The organism is Hydrogenophaga palleronii NBRC 102513 (assembly GCF_001571225.1).
Lineage (GTDB): Bacteria > Pseudomonadota > Gammaproteobacteria > Burkholderiales > Burkholderiaceae_C > Hydrogenophaga > Hydrogenophaga palleronii.
Map to the genome: position 1 here is coordinate 202,478 of NZ_BCTJ01000003.1, position 15,508 is coordinate 217,985.

General features: G+C 68.4%; 14 protein-coding genes. 3 read left to right on the forward strand and 11 right to left on the reverse strand.

What is annotated here, in order from left to right; all coding sequences use genetic code 11:
- Position 1: 1 nt before the first annotated feature.
- The 6 genes from HPA01S_RS04505 to HPA01S_RS22985 all read right to left on the reverse strand — a co-directional run bounded on the left by HPA01S_RS04505 (position 2) and on the right by HPA01S_RS22985 (position 4,676).
- The gene (locus HPA01S_RS04505) at positions 2 to 469 is read right to left on the reverse strand and encodes a GNAT family N-acetyltransferase (protein WP_066267202.1); all 468 of its coding nucleotides are present in this window, start codon (positions 467 to 469) and stop codon (positions 2 to 4) included.
- A complete protein-coding gene (locus HPA01S_RS04510) occupies positions 466 to 1,689 on the reverse strand; it encodes a tetratricopeptide repeat protein (RefSeq protein WP_066267204.1) in 1,224 nt (407 codons plus the stop codon). The genes HPA01S_RS04505 and HPA01S_RS04510 overlap by 4 nt, the downstream gene beginning before the upstream one ends.
- 9 nt (positions 1,690 to 1,698) lie before the next feature.
- Positions 1,699 to 1,833 (reverse strand): hypothetical protein, encoded by a 135-nt coding sequence (locus HPA01S_RS23695; protein ID WP_281192891.1) that lies wholly within the window; start codon positions 1,831 to 1,833, stop codon positions 1,699 to 1,701.
- A gap of 110 nt (positions 1,834 to 1,943) precedes the next feature.
- Positions 1,944 to 2,939, reverse strand: coding sequence for an ROK family protein (locus HPA01S_RS04515; protein ID WP_084360460.1), 996 nt, complete (start codon positions 2,937 to 2,939; stop codon positions 1,944 to 1,946).
- Between the two features lie 106 nt (positions 2,940 to 3,045).
- Complete coding sequence (locus HPA01S_RS04520; protein ID WP_066267206.1) at positions 3,046 to 4,356, reverse strand: carbohydrate porin; 1,311 nt, start codon at positions 4,354 to 4,356, stop codon at positions 3,046 to 3,048.
- 50 nt (positions 4,357 to 4,406) lie between these two features.
- Entirely contained in the window at positions 4,407 to 4,676 is a 270-nt protein-coding gene (locus HPA01S_RS22985; RefSeq protein ID WP_157084897.1) for a hypothetical protein, read from the reverse strand.
- Positions 4,677 to 4,833: 157 nt separating this feature from the next.
- Between HPA01S_RS22985 and HPA01S_RS04525 the strand changes: the two genes are divergently transcribed.
- Complete coding sequence (locus tag HPA01S_RS04525; protein WP_066267208.1) at positions 4,834 to 5,523, forward strand: response regulator transcription factor; 690 nt, start codon at positions 4,834 to 4,836, stop codon at positions 5,521 to 5,523.
- Position 5,524: 1 nt separating this feature from the next.
- Positions 5,525 to 7,003: a sensor histidine kinase gene (locus HPA01S_RS04530; protein ID WP_066267210.1), complete on the forward strand. Its 1,479-nt coding sequence runs from the start codon at positions 5,525 to 5,527 to the stop codon at positions 7,001 to 7,003.
- Between the two features lie 25 nt (positions 7,004 to 7,028).
- Here the strand turns inward: HPA01S_RS04530 and HPA01S_RS04535 are convergent, their stop codons facing one another.
- The gene (locus tag HPA01S_RS04535; protein ID WP_066267212.1) at positions 7,029 to 7,793 is read right to left on the reverse strand and encodes an enoyl-CoA hydratase; all 765 of its coding nucleotides are present in this window, start codon (positions 7,791 to 7,793) and stop codon (positions 7,029 to 7,031) included.
- A 235-nt stretch (positions 7,794 to 8,028) separates the two neighbouring features.
- Here HPA01S_RS04535 and HPA01S_RS04540 point away from each other — a divergent pair, with 235 nt between their 5' ends.
- The gene (locus HPA01S_RS04540; RefSeq protein WP_245638568.1) at positions 8,029 to 10,296 is read left to right on the forward strand and encodes a patatin-like phospholipase family protein; all 2,268 of its coding nucleotides are present in this window, start codon (positions 8,029 to 8,031) and stop codon (positions 10,294 to 10,296) included.
- A 150-nt stretch (positions 10,297 to 10,446) separates the two neighbouring features.
- Here HPA01S_RS04540 and HPA01S_RS04545 read toward each other — a convergent pair whose 3' ends face one another.
- From HPA01S_RS04545 to HPA01S_RS04560, 4 genes are all read right to left on the reverse strand, one after another.
- A complete protein-coding gene (locus HPA01S_RS04545; protein ID WP_066267218.1) occupies positions 10,447 to 11,271 on the reverse strand; it encodes an acyl-CoA thioesterase in 825 nt (274 codons plus the stop codon).
- A 171-nt stretch (positions 11,272 to 11,442) separates the two neighbouring features.
- Positions 11,443 to 12,651 carry an acetyl-CoA C-acyltransferase gene (locus HPA01S_RS04550; RefSeq protein WP_066267220.1) on the reverse strand — a complete coding sequence of 403 codons (1,209 nt, stop codon included), beginning with the start codon at positions 12,649 to 12,651 and terminating at the stop codon, positions 11,443 to 11,445.
- Positions 12,648 to 13,103: an endonuclease domain-containing protein gene (locus HPA01S_RS04555; RefSeq protein ID WP_218005323.1), complete on the reverse strand. Its 456-nt coding sequence runs from the start codon at positions 13,101 to 13,103 to the stop codon at positions 12,648 to 12,650. Before HPA01S_RS04555 ends, HPA01S_RS04550 begins: the two co-directional genes overlap by 4 nt.
- Positions 13,104 to 13,107: 4 nt before the next feature.
- On the reverse strand, positions 13,108 to 15,507 hold the full coding sequence (locus tag HPA01S_RS04560) for a 3-hydroxyacyl-CoA dehydrogenase/enoyl-CoA hydratase family protein (protein WP_066267222.1): 2,400 nt from the start codon (positions 15,505 to 15,507) through the stop codon (positions 13,108 to 13,110).
- Position 15,508 lies beyond the last annotated feature (1 nt).

Here is a 15,508-nt window from a genome sequence, read left to right on the forward strand (position 1 = left end):
GTCAGCGTTCTGCAGTGGCCAGGGCGTCGCGCGACTTGACGAAGCGCACCTGCTCGTCGGGCTGCACACCATCGTCCACCCAGCCGAGGTGGCGGTAGAAACCGTTGGCACGCACCGCGCGGTCGCTGTCGGTCAGCAGCCAGACCGATTCCAGACCCTGCGCAAACAGCCATTGCTCCGCCGCCTGCATGAGCCGCCGGCCCAGGCCGCGGTTCTCGTGGCCGGGTGCCACGAACATCGCAAACACCGTGGCCTCTTCGGCATCGGCCATGGCGAAGGCCAGCACCTCGCCCTGCACTTCGGCCACCCAGCCACGGCCCGGGTGTTCCAGCATGGCCGGCAGGCTCTGTGGCGTGATGCCCAGGGCCGCCAGCTCGTCCATTGAGAGGTGGTTCTCGCGCACGCTGGTGCGGATCTCGAACACGCGGTCCACGTCGGTGGCGCGCGCCTCGCGCAACAGCGCGGTCACGCCGCTGGCTCCAGCAACACGTACAGGCCCATCACCGGTTGCTGCTGGTCTTCGCGCAGCGGTGCCTCCCAGGTCTGACGCAGCCTGAAGCCGTGTGCAGCCGCCAGGCGTTCGACGTAGGCGGCGGAATGCGCGTAACGCAGGCTGGGCCGCAACTGCAGCTCATGCCCCGGGTCCGCGAGTTCAACCGAAAAGGCAAACACGCCCTGCGGCTGCAAGCGCTGCCGCACGGCGGCAAACACCTCTTCAAGCGCACCCACATAGATGAACACGTCGGCGGCGATCACCAGGTCGGCCGGTGCCTGGCTGGCGCGCAGGAAGTCCAGCAAGGTGCCCTGCTGCACCTGGCGGTAGGCGCCGCTGGCGCGCGCCTGGTCCACCATGGCCTTGGCCAGGTCCACGCCGTCCACCGCGTCGGCATGCGGTGCCATCAGCTGGCCGCACAGGCCGGTGCCGCAACCGAGATCCAGCACCAGCGGGAAACGCTGGCCGCCCACGCGCAGGGGGGCGAGCAAGGTCTCGTGCGCCTGGTACTTCAGGTGCTGGATCAGGTGGGCCTGGAAGTCGTCGGCGTACTCGTCGAACAGCGCCTCCACATAGGCCGGCGGCGGTTGCGGCGGCGTGGCCTCGCCCGCGCGCACAGACGCAAGGTAGAAGCGGTGCAGGGTCTGATCGCCACCGTGGGCCAGCGCCTGCTCGAAGCAGCGCGCGGCCTCGGCGTATTCGCCGGTGTCGCGCAGCAGGCTGCCGCGCTGGCTCCAGGCCTCGGCCAGGGTGGGGTCGATCTCCAGCGCGCGGTCCAGCGCCTGCAGCGCCTCGGCCGGGCGGTCCAGGCGCAGCAGGCACAAGGCCAGCGAGAGCTGGATCTGTGCGTTCGTTGCGCCCAGCTTCACGCCCTGCTGCAGCGCGTGCGCGGCACCGGCCCAGTTGGACAACGCTTCCTGCGACAGGCCGAGCGCGATCCAGGCGTCACGGTGTTGCGGGTCGGCCTGGGTCGCCTGCAGCAAGGTGGCCACCGCCTCGGGCCACTGGCCCAGGCGGCACTGGGTCACGCCGAGGTTGGCCAGGATGGAGGGCCGACCCGGCACCAGCGCCAGCGCGGACTGGTAGCGGCTCACGGCCTCGTCGAGCTGGCCGGACTCGAACAGCGCGTTGCCTTCGAAGAAAAAGGCCTTGGCCTGTTCGGTGGGGTCGATGGGATCGGTGGTGGCGTCGCTCATGCGGCCACCTTACACCACCAGCACCGCTCTCACCTCTTCGGCCACCGCCGCGGCGAACAGCGGATCGTTGATGTGCAGCGGCAGCTTGAGCAAGCGGTGCGTGTCGCTCGGCACGAACAGGCGCTCCAGCCAGGGTGGCGGCACACCCGCCAAGCGGGCGCGCCCGGGTCTGTTCGTTGAACGAAGGCCCAAAAAAAAAGGGCCGAACACGAAGTCCGGCCCAAAAAGCGACCCCTCTCACACCCCAACAAAATTCATGCAACCAGCTCCGCCCGGGGCGATGGCATCGCCTGCGGTGGTCGCGGATCGGGAACGGTGCCCGCCAGCAACGCCAGGGCAGCGCAGCCAGTCACCTGGTCACCCAGGCCGGCCGGCACCACCAGAACGCCCGCCGTCATGGACGGCAAGCAAGCCTCGACCGCGGCGCGCAACCGCGGCAGCAGGAACTGGCGGTGGTGCCAGAACACACTGCCGCCCAGACCGATGGCCTGCAGGTCCAGCGTCGTGACGAGGTTGAACAACAAACGGCCCACCACCGTGCACAGGCCATCGGCCTTGCGCAGCGCCTGGGCATCGCCGCGGGCAGCGGCCATGAACAGTGTTGAGGCGGAATGGCCGAAGCGCCGCTCGATCGCATCGCCCGCCACCAGGCTTTCCCCATCCCCCACGTTGCCGCAGCCGCACAGGGCCGCGTCTGCGTTGCTGTCGGTCACGAAGCTGTGGCCCGCGTGTGCTGCATTGCGGTTCTTGCCACGCAGCACACGCCCGTCCACACACAGCCCGACACCGATGCCGGCACCCCGGCTCACGTGGGCACAGTGCGCGAAACCTTGCAGCGCTCCCCAACGCCGCTCGGCCTCCAGCGCCGCCACACCCACGTTTTCCACCCGGACCCGGCCAAAGCGCCGGCGCAGCGGCGCTTTGCTCGGGGCACTCAGCCAGCCGTTCGGCAAACCCCGGCTCAGGCCGGCCAGACCGCCGCAGATGTGAGGCGTGGTGAGTTCGACGAGTCCCTCCCTGAGCAGGAACGGCCCTGGCGCGGCCACTCCCAGCTCGTTGACTTCGTTCGCATCCACCCCCGCCTCGGCGCTGGCCTGTTCGACCATGCGCATCACCTGCAGCACCACCGCATCGGGGCTGCCCGACGTGGCGGTCGCTTCGCTGCGCCGCGCGACGAGGCCGCCCGGCACATGCTCATGGACCAGACCTACGGCGACCCGGGTTCCACCGATATCGACACACGCTTTCATGGGTTCTGAAGGACCACAAAAAGAAAACTCGAACGCCTGACGGGCAGCGGGCCGGCCGATGTGCCGGCGCCTCTGCGCCACCCGCGTGGCGCTCACGACACATCCATCACTCCCACCACGCTTCCATCTGCACGCCGAAGGTGGTGGCGCTGCGGCGGCCGTTGGCGCCGAAGGAGCCGGCGTTCGCCAGGCCGGCGGCCTGGTTCCAGCTGGCGCGCGTGGCGTAGACGCGGAATTCCGGGCGGGTCCAGAACTGGGTGTTGGGCGCGAACGCCACCGCCACGGTGCCCTTGGTCAGGCGCTGCTTGGCCTGGCCGTCGATGTCGCGCTGGGTCATGCCCAGGTCAAACAGCAGCTTGGTGTACTTGGCAATGCCATAGGACACGCGGCCACCGAGCGAGAAGTCCTTGGTCTCCACGCCCTGGTCCGGCCTGGTGGTCTGGTAACCCACCAGGGCCTGGCCACCGAGCTGGCCGAACTGGAAGTCGATCACGTCCAGGATGCGGCGCTGCTTGGCACCGGCATTGGGCGTGTTCGTCGTCAGCGTCACCAGCGGTGAGAGGCCACCCGGGGTGGCGGGTGGCAGCACACCGGTTTGTGTGGTGGTGCTGTCCAGGCCGTAGAACTTGCCGGTGATGGAAGCGTGGCCGGTGGAGGCCTGCAGGAAGAACGAGTTGTTCAGGCCCGTCGTGATGAAGTCTTTCTGGTTGTGCAGGAAGCCCAGGGCGCCGCCGTCGCTGCCTTGCGCGAAGTCACCGGAGATCAGGGCGCCGGTCAGCGTGATCTTGCCGCCGGCGTTGGCCGGGATGTTGCGCCACTGCACGTTGGCGCGCTTGGCGTTGTTGGGGTTGCCGTTCTTGTTGTCGAACGAGCCCGAGGTGTACAGCGCCAGGTTCAGCGTGCCCAGGCCGACCGGGATGTCGTCGACACCGGCACCGTAGTTGTCGCCATCTTCCATGATCTGCTTGTCCAGGATGTGCACGTCCTGCAGGCGGTGATAACGCTGGCCGGCCCACAAGGTGGCGGGCGAACCGAAGACGCCGGTGAGCGAGGCGTACAGCTGGGCGGTGCCGGTGTCGCCTTCGTAGTTCGTGGGCATGTAGAACACGCCCCACTTGACGCCTTCGCCCATGTCGAACCGCTTGCCAATGCCGAATTCGATGTAGTTGTCGCCTTCGTTGCCCAGGCGGTACTTCTGCAGGTCACCGCCGAGCGAGTAACCGCCCTTGGGGGCGTCCTTGCTGGCGCTGTAGAAGCCGCCGCGGCCGTAGCCCCAGAACTCCAGGCCGGTGGCGCTGTTGACCTTCTTAACGAAGTCTTTCGTCGGGTCGGTGTCGGTGGTCTGTGCGTGGGCAGCGCCCAGCAGGCCGACCAGCGCGGCCGCCGCAGCGGCCAGGGGTATCCGTTTGCATTTCATTTCGCGTCTCCTCCCTCGTGGGTATTGGTGATGACAATCGCTCTTCTTCGTCACGGCCGCGCCCGCCACCGGCTATCCGGTGACGCGCAAGGCGATGAGGGGGTGGTGCCGTCTGGGCCCGACGGGCCGGCCACGGCGGCCGCACGCGCATCCGCGTGGCTGACAACAGACAGCTGGCGGCCGCTGACGGCATCAAGCTTGTGCACCGCATCACCAACGCGCAGATGGCCAGGCACGCGCACCGTCAGAACGCGCCTTGAACGGCCGGCCTTCTGCAGCGCGGCAGCGCCGGTGCTGCGTTTGAAACGGTGGGTGTTCATGCGGGCTGTTCCTTGTGTGTCTGTCACTGAGGTGGCCCTGTGGGCGCGTGTCTCGTCGCTGCACACCAGCGAGTGCATGAATATTAAAGAGTCGTTAATTTATTAACATAGGTTAAACCCAAATAGTGTTTCACCGTCTTTGGTTAAGCTTGGCGCCATGCACCTCCTCCTTGCCGAAGACGACGAAATCCTGGCCGACGGCCTTTCTGCACAGCTGCGCGGTACCGGCTTTCAGGTGGAAGTCGCGCCCAACGGAGCGGTGGCCGACTACCTGCTGGCGCGCCATGCCTTCGACATCGCCATCCTCGACCTCGGCCTGCCCATGCTTGACGGGCTCTCGGTGCTGCGCAAGGTGCGCGGCGCGCAGCCCGGCCTGCCCATCCTGGTGTTGACCGCGCGCGACAGCCTGGACGACCGCGTGCAGGGCTTCCAGGCCGGTGCCGACGACTACGTCACCAAACCGTTCGACTTCCCCGAGCTCGAAGTCCGCCTGCATGCGTTGATGCGGCGCACGCACCCGCGCTCGGGCGCCCTGCACCTGGGTGGTTTGTCGCTCGACCGCGAGGCGCGGCGCGCCACGCTGTCGGGTGAGGCGGTTGACCTCAGCGGGCGCGAATGGAGCCTGCTGCAGCTGCTGGTTGAAAACGCGGGCGAGGTGGTCACCAAGGAGCAGATCACGCAGACCTGGACCGGCGACGGCAGCGATGCCGGCACCGGCAACTCGATCGAGGTCTATGTGCACCGGCTGCGCCGCAAGCTGGAAGACTCGGCGCTGAACATCCGCACCGTGCGCGGCCTGGGTTATCTGCTGGAAGCCGACCGCCACCGCGCCGCGCCGCGCAACTGACATGGCTGCCCGGCAGCGTTCGTTCCTCGCGTGGTTGCCGCCCTGGCGGCGCGGCAGCGGCTCGCTGCACCGGCAACTGCTGATCTGGCTGCTGCTGCCGCAACTGGTGGTGTGGGTGGGCGGTGGGCTGGCCGCCTACAAGCTGGCGGAGCGTTACACCAACGGCGCGGTCGACGGCAGCCTGTCGCAGGCCTCGCGCGCACTGGCCCGGCAAATCAAGACCGTGGACAACGGCCTGCCGACCGGGCTGCCCAACGCCGCCCGGGCCGAGATCGAGGCCGACCCGAACGAAGCGCTGCAGTACATGGTGAGCAGTCCGCCGGGCAGCGTTCTGTTCGGCAACCGCACCCTGCCCTTGCCGGCCGCGGACGCGCTCAGGCAAGCCACCATCGGCGAGCCCTACTTCTACAACGCCAACCTGCCCGACCCCGCGGCAGGCGGCGGCGCGGAGCAGCGGCTGCGCGTGGCCGCCATCGTCCTGCGCCACGGCGCCAACGCCAGCGACACCCTGCTGGTGCAGGTGGCGCGCAACCGCGCCAGCCGCGCAGCGCTGGCACGCGGCATCCTGATCGACATCCTGCTGCCGCTGGCCGGCCTGCTGGTGCTCATGACCGTGGCGGTGTGGGCCGGCATCCGCGCCGGGCTCGCGCCGCTGGCGCGGCTGCGCCACGAGGTTGAAGGCCGCGCCCCGACCGACCTGGCACCGATCCAGCTGGAGTCGGCACCGAACGAGTTGCGCTCGCTGGTGGCCGCCCTCAACAGCTTGCTGGCTTCCGTGCAGCACAACCTGGTGACACAGAAGCGCTTCATCAGCGACGCCGCGCACCAGTTGCGCACGCCGCTGTCGGGACTGAAGACGCAGACCGAACTGGCACTGCAGACCGCGCGCGACGACGAGCAGCGGGCGCGGCTGGCGCGCGTGCACGAGAGTGCTTCGCGCAGCGCCCACCTGGTGAACCAGCTGCTGACGCTGGCGCGCGCCGAGCCGGAGTCGGGCCATGCCATGGGCCGCACCCGCTTCGACCTGCGCGAGCTGGCGCACGCCATCACCGCCGAGCTGGTGCCGCGCGCCATGCGCGCCGGCGTTGACCTGGGTTTTGAAGGCCGGCAGGAGACGGCAACCGGCGGCGGCGAGGTGGTGCCGGTCGCGGGCAACGCGCTGCTGCTGCGCGAGGCCATCAGCAACCTGATCGACAACGCCATCCGTTATGCCGGGCCCGGTGCGCTGGTGACGGTGAGCCTGCGCCGCGAGGGCGACGAGGTCACGCTGGACGTGGTGGACAACGGCCCCGGCATTGCCGCCGAAGACATGCCGCGCATGTTCGAGCGTTTCGTGCGCGCCTCCACGCTGGGCAATGGCTGTGGCCTGGGCCTGTCGATCGTGAAGGAAATCGTGGAGCGCCAGCAGGGCAGCGTCACGCTCTCGGCGGTGCAGCCCCACGGCCTGCGCGCCAGCATCCGGCTGCCCGTGATCGACTGAAGCCGGGGCCAGCGGCCCCAAGGTTTCAGAGGCCGGAGAAGTCCGGCTTGCGGCGTTCCAGAAACGCGCCAAAGGCTTCCTTGGCGGCCGGCTCGCCCAGCATGCGGCCAAAGCTCGCGCCCTCTTCCGCCATCACCGCCAGCACCTGCGGTGCCTGGTTCTTCTTCATCAGGCGCTTGGTCTCCACCAGCGCGCTGATCGGCTTGGCGGCCATCTTGCGCGCCACGCTCTGCGCGTAGCCGGCCACTTCCAGCGGCGGCAGCACGCGGTTGACGAGGCCCACTTCGAGCGCGGCCTCGGCCATGAAGGGTTCACCCAGCAGCAGCGCTTCGGCCGCGCGGTGGTAACCCAGCATCTGCGGCACCAGCAGGCTGGACGCCGCCTCGGGGCACAGGCCGAGGTTGACGAAGGGCATCGAGAAGGCCGCGTTGTCGCCGGCGTAGACCAGGTCGCAATGGAACAGCAGGGTGGTGCCTACGCCCACGGCCGGGCCGCAGACGGCGGCGATCAGCGGCTTGGGGAACTGCGCGATGCCACGCAGGAAACGGAACACCGGCGAGTCGGTGGTGGCCGGCGGGTTGTTGAGGAAGTCACCGATGTCGTTGCCGGACGAGAAGATGGTCTCGTTGCCCTGCAGCACGACGCAGCGCACGGCGGCATCGTCCTGCGCGGCCTGCAGCGCGTCGGCCAGCTGGCCGTACATGGCGGCGGTGATGGAGTTCTTCTTGTCCGGGCGATTGAACGTGAGGGTGGTGACGCCGGCTTCGGTGTGGACGAGGATGTCGCTCATGGTTGTCTCTGAAGGTGCAAGGAAGGACCCGCAAAGTACCACGAACGGGCGTGCTTTTCTGGTTTGTGGCGCCAGCGCTGACGGCTGCGTGACAGCCTGCGCCGGATGCGGCCCGCCCCGCGGGCACCCCTACACTTGCCGTTTCAGCGCTGCCGCGCCACCACCAACCTCCGCTCACCGCGCCGTTGCCATGCCGCCCCGATTCGCTGCCCTCTTTCGCCCCGGTCTGAACCACATGCTCGCCCTGCTGCTGGCCGGTATGTCCAGCTTGCTGCAGGCGCAGGCACCGGCGCCGCCCGCGCCCGGCCTGGCCGAGGCGGTGCCGGCGGCCGCGCCCCGCCCGCGCGTGGGCCTGGTGCTCTCCGGCGGCGGGGCGCGGGGCTTTGCGCACGTGGGCGTGCTCAAGGCGCTGGAGGCCGCGCACGTGCCGGTGGACGTGATCGTGGGCACCTCGATGGGCGCCATCGTCGGCGGCCTGTACGCCAGCGGCATGAGCGCGGACGAGCTGGAGCGCGAGATCCTGGGCGTGAACTGGGGCGACCTGTTCGACCGCCGCGAGCCGCGCCAGCTGCTCTCGCAGCGCCGCAAGGAAGAAGACTTCGAGCTCTCACCGGTGCTGATGCTGGGCTTTCGCGACGGCGAGTTCGTGCTGCCCTCCGGCGCGGTGTCGACACGCGCGCTGGAAATGCTGTTGCGCCGCTACACATTGTCCACGCGCCACCTCGCGAACTTCGACGGCCTGCCCACGCCGTTCCGCGCCGTGGCCACCGACATGGAGACCGGCAAGGCGGTGGTGATGGACCACGGCGACCTCGCCGCCGCGCTGCGCGCCAGCATGTCGGTGCCTGGCGTGTTCTCGCCGCTGGCGGTGGACGGGCGCATCCTGGGCGACGGCGGCCTGGTGAACAACCTGCCGGTGGACGTGGCACGCCGCATGGGCGCGGACGTGGTGATCGCGGTGAACATCGGCACACCGCTGGCCGGGCGCGAAACGCTGGGCAGCGTGGTGGGCATCACCACGCAGATGGTGAACATCCTCACCGAGCAGAACGTGCAGGCCAGCATCGCCACGCTGACGCCGCACGACCTGCTGCTGGCGCCGCCGCTGGCGCAGCTCAGCTCGAGCGATTTCGGCAAGGCGCCCGAGCTGGTGAAGATCGGCAACGACTACGCGAAGACCGTGGGCAGCGCGCTGGAGCGCTTCGCGGTGGATGCCACCAGCTACCGGCGCTGGGTGGCTTCGCGCGAGGCGCAGTCGCAGGCGAACACCGGGCGCATCGGTGCGGTGGCGACGGTGAAATTCGAGGGTGTGAACGACGCACATGCCGCACGCCTGGCCACCACGCTGGAAACGTCCGAAGGGCAGCGACTCGACGTGCCCACGCTGGAGCGCGACCTGCAGAAGCTCGCCGCCTCGGGCGACTACGAGCGCGTGGACTACGCGCTCACGCGGCGCGACGACGGCGCCGAAGACCTGACGCTGCAACTGCGCGAGAACACCTGGGGCCCGAACTACCTGCGCGTGGGCCTGGACCTGCGCACCGACTTCCAGGGCCATGGCACGTTCAACCTGCGCATCAGCCACAACCGGCACTGGCTCAACGACAGCGGCGCCGAGTGGCGCAACCGCGTGCAGCTGGGCGAGACGCTGGGGCTCTACTCCGAGCTGTACCAGCCACTCACGCTGCACAGCGACCGCTTCGTGGCGGCCTATGTGGACGCGAGCCTGCAGCGGGTGGACCTCTACACGGCCGACGGCGACATGGCGGCGGTGGCGCAACGGCAGGGCATCCAGGTCGGCGCGGACATCGGCTGGCCCATGGGCCTGCTCGGCAATGTGGGCGACATGCGGGTGGGCCTGGTGGCGGCGCGCCGCAAGGTCAAGCCCGAGCTCGTTGCCGGCTTCCTGCCGGGCCAGGCGCATGAAGCCATGGTGTGGAGCGAGGTGGGTGTGCGTGCCGCCGTCATCGCCGACCAGCTCGACTTCGCGAACTTCCCCTCGCGCGGTTACCGGGCCAAGGGCGAGATCGTGACGGGCCGCCGCTCGTTCCGCAACTACGGAAACAGCGGCAGCTTCACGCGCCTGGAAGGCACGGCCACCGGTGTGAAGAGCTGGGGCGTACACACCTTCAACGTCGGCGCCCGCGTGGCGTATGCCAGCCAGATTCCGCTCGGCGCGATTGACGAGTACGCGCTGGGCGGCTTCCAGCACCTGTCCGGCTACCGCGCCGGGCAGGTGGCGGGCAACTACCTGGTGTTCGGCCGCCTCACCTACTACCGCCGGCTGCCCTGGAGCGTGGGCGTGGCGCGCGCGCTGTTCGTGGGCGGCTCGCTGGAAGCGGGCAACGCCTGGACGCAACGCAGCGACATCTCCGCCAGAGACCTGCGCGCAGGCTCCAGCCTGTTCGTGGGCGCGGACACCGGCATCGGCCCGCTGTACCTGAGCCTGGTGAGCGCGCCGCGAGGCTACACCGGTCTGTACCTGTTCCTCGGCCGCCCCTAGAAGAAACCAGCCCCTGCCGCGCTGCGCGCGTTCCCCCTGGAGGGAGACGCAGCCAGCGGGTCGGCGTTCGCCGCGCACACCCCAGTCCCCATCAGACCAAGAACCTTGCCAGGCTGCAGCCGTTGTCGGCGCGCAGCGCGGCGGGGGTGCTCACTCTTTGTAGTAAACGATCTGGTGCGTAGTCACCAGCAGCAGGCCGGCCTCGTTCCAGAGCTGCGCGGTCTGGTCGAAAAAGCCGTTGCGAAACACCTGGCCACGCGCCTGCGCCAGCAACCAGCCGCTGCCGGTGGCGGCGAGCTCGGCCGCACCAGCGTGGAAGTACACCGTCATCGACACCGTGCCGGTGGGCACCGGTTTGGCGCGGCGCAGCCAGACGCGCGGGTAGAACACATCGGCCAGTGCCGACAGGCTGGGGAAGTCGAGCGCACGGCCGGGCTCGTCGCGCACCCACATCTGCAACAGGCTGGTGTCGCCCTGGCCGTCCCAGCGTTCGGGGATGCTGCCGGTGACGAAACGCATGCCGTAGCGCTGCGGCCAGGCCACATGGGGTGCGATGTTGGCCTGCGCCACGCGGTCGGGCGGGGGAACGGCCGGCATCGGCTCGTCGTCCACGCTCCAGGTCTCGCGCCGCACGGCGGTCACCGCACTGGCGGTGAGCACGGTGGCGGGCTCACCTTGCGCGTCGGGCTGGGTGATCTCCAGCAGCCAGTGCTGGGTGGATCGGTTGGTGCGCACAGGCCGCGCCATGAGCGTGAAGGCCCCATCGGCCAGCGCTGCCGCGTAGTTCACCGTGAGCGAGATCGGTTCACCCAGGCGCTGCGGGTGCAGCATCACCGCCTGCATGGCGGTGGCCGCCGTGATGCCACCGAACGGCCCCACCATGTTGCCGTAGGCCGGCGAGGTGGCGCCGCTGTAGGTGTGCGGGCCGGCGGGCGTGAGGGCGATGGCCTGATCGAAGGGGTGCGGTGTGGTCATGCGAAGAGTTTGCTGGAGGCACTCTGGATTTCAGGTCCACAACGCGACAGACTGGCCGGCGCGAGGCAACACCATCCAGAGATGACAAGGGTCCGGCTCCGCCGGCCCAAGTCATCGCCCCCCCTCACAGGGGGGTGACGCGCTGCAAGCGCGGCGCGGGGGGGAGCGCCGTCACACCCTTTCGAAAATGCCCGCGGCGCCCTGCCCCATGCCCACGCACATCGTCACCATGCCGTACTTCTTGTTGTGCCGCTTGAGCGCGTGCACCACGGTGGCCGAACGGATGGCGCCGGTGGCACCCAGCGGGTGGCCCAGCGCAATCGCGCCGCCCATGGGGTTGACCTTGCTCGGGTCCAGGCCCAGGGTGTTGATGACGGCGAGCGACTGCGCGGCAAACGCTTCGTTGAGCTCGATCCAGTCGATCTGGTCCTGCGTGAGGCCGGCGTACTTCAGCGCGGCGGGAATCGCCTCGATCGGGCCGATGCCCATCAGGTGCGGCGGCACGCCGCGCGAGGCGTAGCTCACGAAGCGCGCCAGCGGCGTGAGGCCGAAGCGCTTGATGGCGGCTTCGCTGGCGAGGATGAGCGCACCCGCGCCATCGCTGGTCTGCGAGCTGTTGCCAGCCGTCACCGAGCCGCGTGCGGCGAACACGGTGCGCAGCTTCGCCAGGCCTTCGATGGAGGTGTCGGGCCGCGCGCCTTCGTCCAGGCTCACGGTGCGGGTGCTCGTGGTGACTTCTGCGCTCTCCAGGTCCACACTGCGCTCGGTCACTTCCACCGGCGTGATCTCGTCGCTGAACTCGCCGTTCTTCATGGCGAGCATGGCGCGCTGGTGCGACTGCAGGGCGAAGGCATCCTGCGCTTCGCGCGAGACCTTCCACTTCTGCGCCACCTTCTCGGCCGTGAGGCCCATGCCGTAGGCGATGCCGTAGCTCTCCACGTCGTCGGTGTTGCTGAAGATGGTGGGCGAGAGGCTGGGCGAGTTGCCCATCATCGGCACCATGCTCATGCTCTCGGTGCCGGCGGCGATCATCACGTCGGCCTCACCCACTCGGATGCGGTCGGCCGCCATCTGCACGGCCGACAGGCCGGAGGCGCAGAAGCGGTTGACGGTGATGCCACCCACGCTGTTGGGCAGGCCGGCCAGGATGGCGCCGATGCGCGCCACGTTCAGGCCTTGTTGTGCCTCGGGAATGGCGCAGCCGCAGATCACGTCTTCGATGGCCTTCGGGTCCAGGCCGGGGGCTTGTGCGAGTGCGGAGCGCAGCGCGAGGGCCAGCATGTCGTCCGGGCGCAGGTGCTTGAAGGAACCCTTGTGCGAACGGCCGATGGGGGTGCGGGTGGCGGCGACGATGTAGGCGTCTTGGATCTGTTTGCTCATGATGGTTCCTGGTTGTCTTGCCCCCTCTCCCGCTGGCGGGAGAGGGTTGGGGTGAGGGCCTGCAACGTCTGCCAGATCTTCTCCAGCACGGCAGGGGTTTCGTTCATGACTTCATGGTTCCAGAAGCGGATCACGATGAGGCCCTGGCTTTTGATCAGTTCAGTTCTCTTCTGGTCGTAGGCATGCTGATCGCTGTGCTGCCAGCCATCGACCTCGATGACCAGACCGGCTTCGAGACACACAAAGTCGAGGATGTAAGGCCCCAGCGGTCGTTGACGGCGAAACTTGAAGCCCTGGAAACGACGTCCTCGAAGCTGTTGCCACAGCAGGGCCTCGGCTTCGGTAGTGCGTGTCCTCAGTTCACGCGCATGCGCCTTGGCGTCCGCCCTCACCCCAACCCTCTCCCGCTCGTGGGAGAGGGGGCAAGTCATGTCGGCCTCGGCAGACTTCATGCGCTCAGTTCCGCACCGGCTTGCCCGTGTTCAACATCCCCAGAATCCGCTCCTGCGTCTTCGGGTGCACGATCAGCGAGCAGAAAGCCTGGCGCTCCAGCGTCATCAGATACTCCTCGCTCACCAGCGTGCCGGCTTCCACGTCGCCGCCGGTGACCACGTTGGCGATCAGCGAAGCGATGTGGAAATCGTGCTGGCTGATGAAGCCACCGTCGCGCATGTTGACGAGGCTGCCCAGGATGGTGGCCTTGCCGTCGCGGCCGGCCACCGGGAACAGGCGCTTGTGCGGTGCACGGTAGCCGCCGTTGAACAAGCCCTTGGCTTCGTTGATCGCCACGTACAGCAGCTCGTCCTTGTGCGGCACGATCACGTCGGAATGCAGCACGTAACCGAGCTGGCGCGATTCGATGGCGCTGGTGCCCACCTTGGCCATCGCCGCGGCGGTGAAGCCTTCGGTGAGGAAGGGCAGCAGGTCCTTGCCCGTCGAGGTCTCGGCGTTTTCGGCCGCGCGGCGGGCGATGTAGGTGAGGCCGCCGGCACCCGGCACCAGGCCCACACCCACTTCCACCAGGCCGATGTAGCTCTCCATGTGCACCACGCGGCGCGCGCTGTGCACCGCCATTTCGCAGCCACCGCCGAGCGCCAGGCCGCGCACGGCGGACACCACCGGCACGTTGGCATAACGCAGGCGCAGCATGGTCTGCTGCATGAAGCCTTCGGCGTCTTCGATCGCGGCCACGCCCACGGCCATGAAGGCCGGCAGCATGGCCTGCAGGTCGGCACCGGCGCTGAAGGGCTCGTCGCCCGACCAGATCACCAGGCCCTGGTATTCCTTCTCGGCCAGGTCCACCGCCGCCATCAGGCCTTCGCACACCTCGGGGCTGATGGCGTGCATCTTGGTCTTGATGCTGGCGATGAGCACCTGCTCGTCCAGCGTCCAGAGGCGGATCGAATCGTTCTCTTCCAGCGTGCTGCCGGCCGTCTCGAACTTCGGCCCGGCTTCGCCGAGCAGCAGTTCGGGGAAATGCTGGCGCTGGAACACCGGCAGTTGCAGGCGGCCTTCGAACGCGCCCTTGCCCGGGTTCCACGAACCCTGCGCCGTGTGCACGCCACCGGCCTCGGCCACCGGGCCCTTGAACACCCACTCGGGCAGCGGCGCCTTGCTCAATGCCTTGCCGGCGTCGATGTCCTCCTGGATCATCTTCGCCACCTCCAGCCAGCCGGCTTCCTGCCAGAGTTCAAACGGGCCCTGCTTCATGCCGAAGCCCCAGCGCATGGCCTGGTCGACATCGCGCGCGGTCTCGGCGATGGTGGCCAGGTGCACGGCGGCGTAGTGGAAGCTGTTGCGCAGGATGGCCCAGAGGAACTGGCCCTGCGGGCCTTCGGCGTTGCGCAGCAGCTTCAGGCGTTCGGCGGCCGGGCGCTTGAGCATGCGGCCGTACACCTCGTCGGCCTTCTCGCCGCCGGGCACGTACTCGCCACTCGCCAGGTCAAAGCGCAGGATGTCGCGGCCCACCTTCTTGTAGAAACCCGCCTTGGCCTTCTGGCCCAGATTGCCGGCGTCGATCAGCGCCTTGAGCACCGGCGGCGTGCCGAAGCTGTCGTAGAACGGGTCGGTGTCGAGGCTCAGGTTGTCCTGCAGCGTCTTCACCACATGGGCCATGGTGTCCAGGCCCACCACGTCGGCGGTGCGGAAGGTACCGCTGCTGGCGCGGCCCAGGCGTTTGCCGGTGAGGTCGTCGACCACGTCATAGGTGAGGCCGAAGTTCTCCACCTCTTTCATCGTCGCCAGCATGCCGGCGATGCCGATGCGGTTGGCCACGAAGTTGGGCGTGTCCTTGGCACGCACCACGCCCTTGCCGAGGCCACTGGTGACGAAGGTCTCCAGGTCGTTGAGGATCTGCGGTTCGGTGGTGGGCGTGGCGATCAGCTCCACCAGCGTCATGTAACGCGGCGGGTTGAAGAAGTGGATGCCGCAGAAGCGCGGCTTGATGGCTTCGGGCAGAGCCTCGCTGAGCTTGGTGATCGACAGGCCCGAGGTGTTGGACGCGACGATGGCGTGTTCGGCAATGAACGGCGCGATCTTCTGGTACAGGTCGAGCTTCCAGTCCATGCGCTCGGCGATGGCCTCGATGATCAGGTCACAACCGCGCAGCTGCTCCATGTGCTCTTCGTAGTTGGCCTGGCCGATCAGGTCGGCATCGGTCGCCACGCCCAGCGGCGAAGGCTTGAGCTTCTTCAGGCCTTCCACCGCGCGGGTGACGATGCCGTTCTTCGGTCCTTCCTTCGCAGGCAGGTCGAACAACACCACCGGCACCTTGACGTTGACCAGGTGCGCGGCGATCTGGGCACCCATCACGCCGGCGCCGAGCACGGCGACTTTCTTCACTTGAAATCGGTTCATT

Excerpts from the sequence above, each read along its gene's own strand:
- HPA01S_RS04515 (WP_084360460.1), bottom strand. The coding sequence starts at position 2,939 with ATGAAAGCGTGTGTCGATATCGGTGGAACCCGGGTCGCCGTAGGTCTG.
- HPA01S_RS04550 (WP_066267220.1), bottom strand. The coding sequence starts at position 12,651 with ATGAGCAAACAGATCCAAGACGCCTACATCGTCGCCGCCACCCGCACC.
- HPA01S_RS04555 (WP_218005323.1), bottom strand. The coding sequence starts at position 13,103 with ATGAAGTCTGCCGAGGCCGACATGACTTGCCCCCTCTCCCACGAGCGG.
- HPA01S_RS04510 (WP_066267204.1), bottom strand. The coding sequence starts at position 1,689 with ATGAGCGACGCCACCACCGATCCCATCGACCCCACCGAACAGGCCAAG.
- HPA01S_RS04520 (WP_066267206.1), bottom strand. The coding sequence starts at position 4,356 with ATGAAATGCAAACGGATACCCCTGGCCGCTGCGGCGGCCGCGCTGGTC.
- HPA01S_RS04545 (WP_066267218.1), bottom strand. The coding sequence starts at position 11,271 with ATGACCACACCGCACCCCTTCGATCAGGCCATCGCCCTCACGCCCGCC.
- HPA01S_RS04560 (WP_066267222.1), bottom strand. The coding sequence starts at position 15,507 with ATGAACCGATTTCAAGTGAAGAAAGTCGCCGTGCTCGGCGCCGGCGTG.
- HPA01S_RS04535 (WP_066267212.1), bottom strand. The coding sequence starts at position 7,793 with ATGAGCGACATCCTCGTCCACACCGAAGCCGGCGTCACCACCCTCACG.
- HPA01S_RS22985 (WP_157084897.1), bottom strand. The coding sequence starts at position 4,676 with ATGAACACCCACCGTTTCAAACGCAGCACCGGCGCTGCCGCGCTGCAG.
- HPA01S_RS04525 (WP_066267208.1), top strand. The coding sequence starts at position 4,834 with ATGCACCTCCTCCTTGCCGAAGACGACGAAATCCTGGCCGACGGCCTT.
- HPA01S_RS04540 (WP_245638568.1), top strand. The coding sequence starts at position 8,029 with ATGCTCGCCCTGCTGCTGGCCGGTATGTCCAGCTTGCTGCAGGCGCAG.
- HPA01S_RS04530 (WP_066267210.1), top strand. The coding sequence starts at position 5,525 with ATGGCTGCCCGGCAGCGTTCGTTCCTCGCGTGGTTGCCGCCCTGGCGG.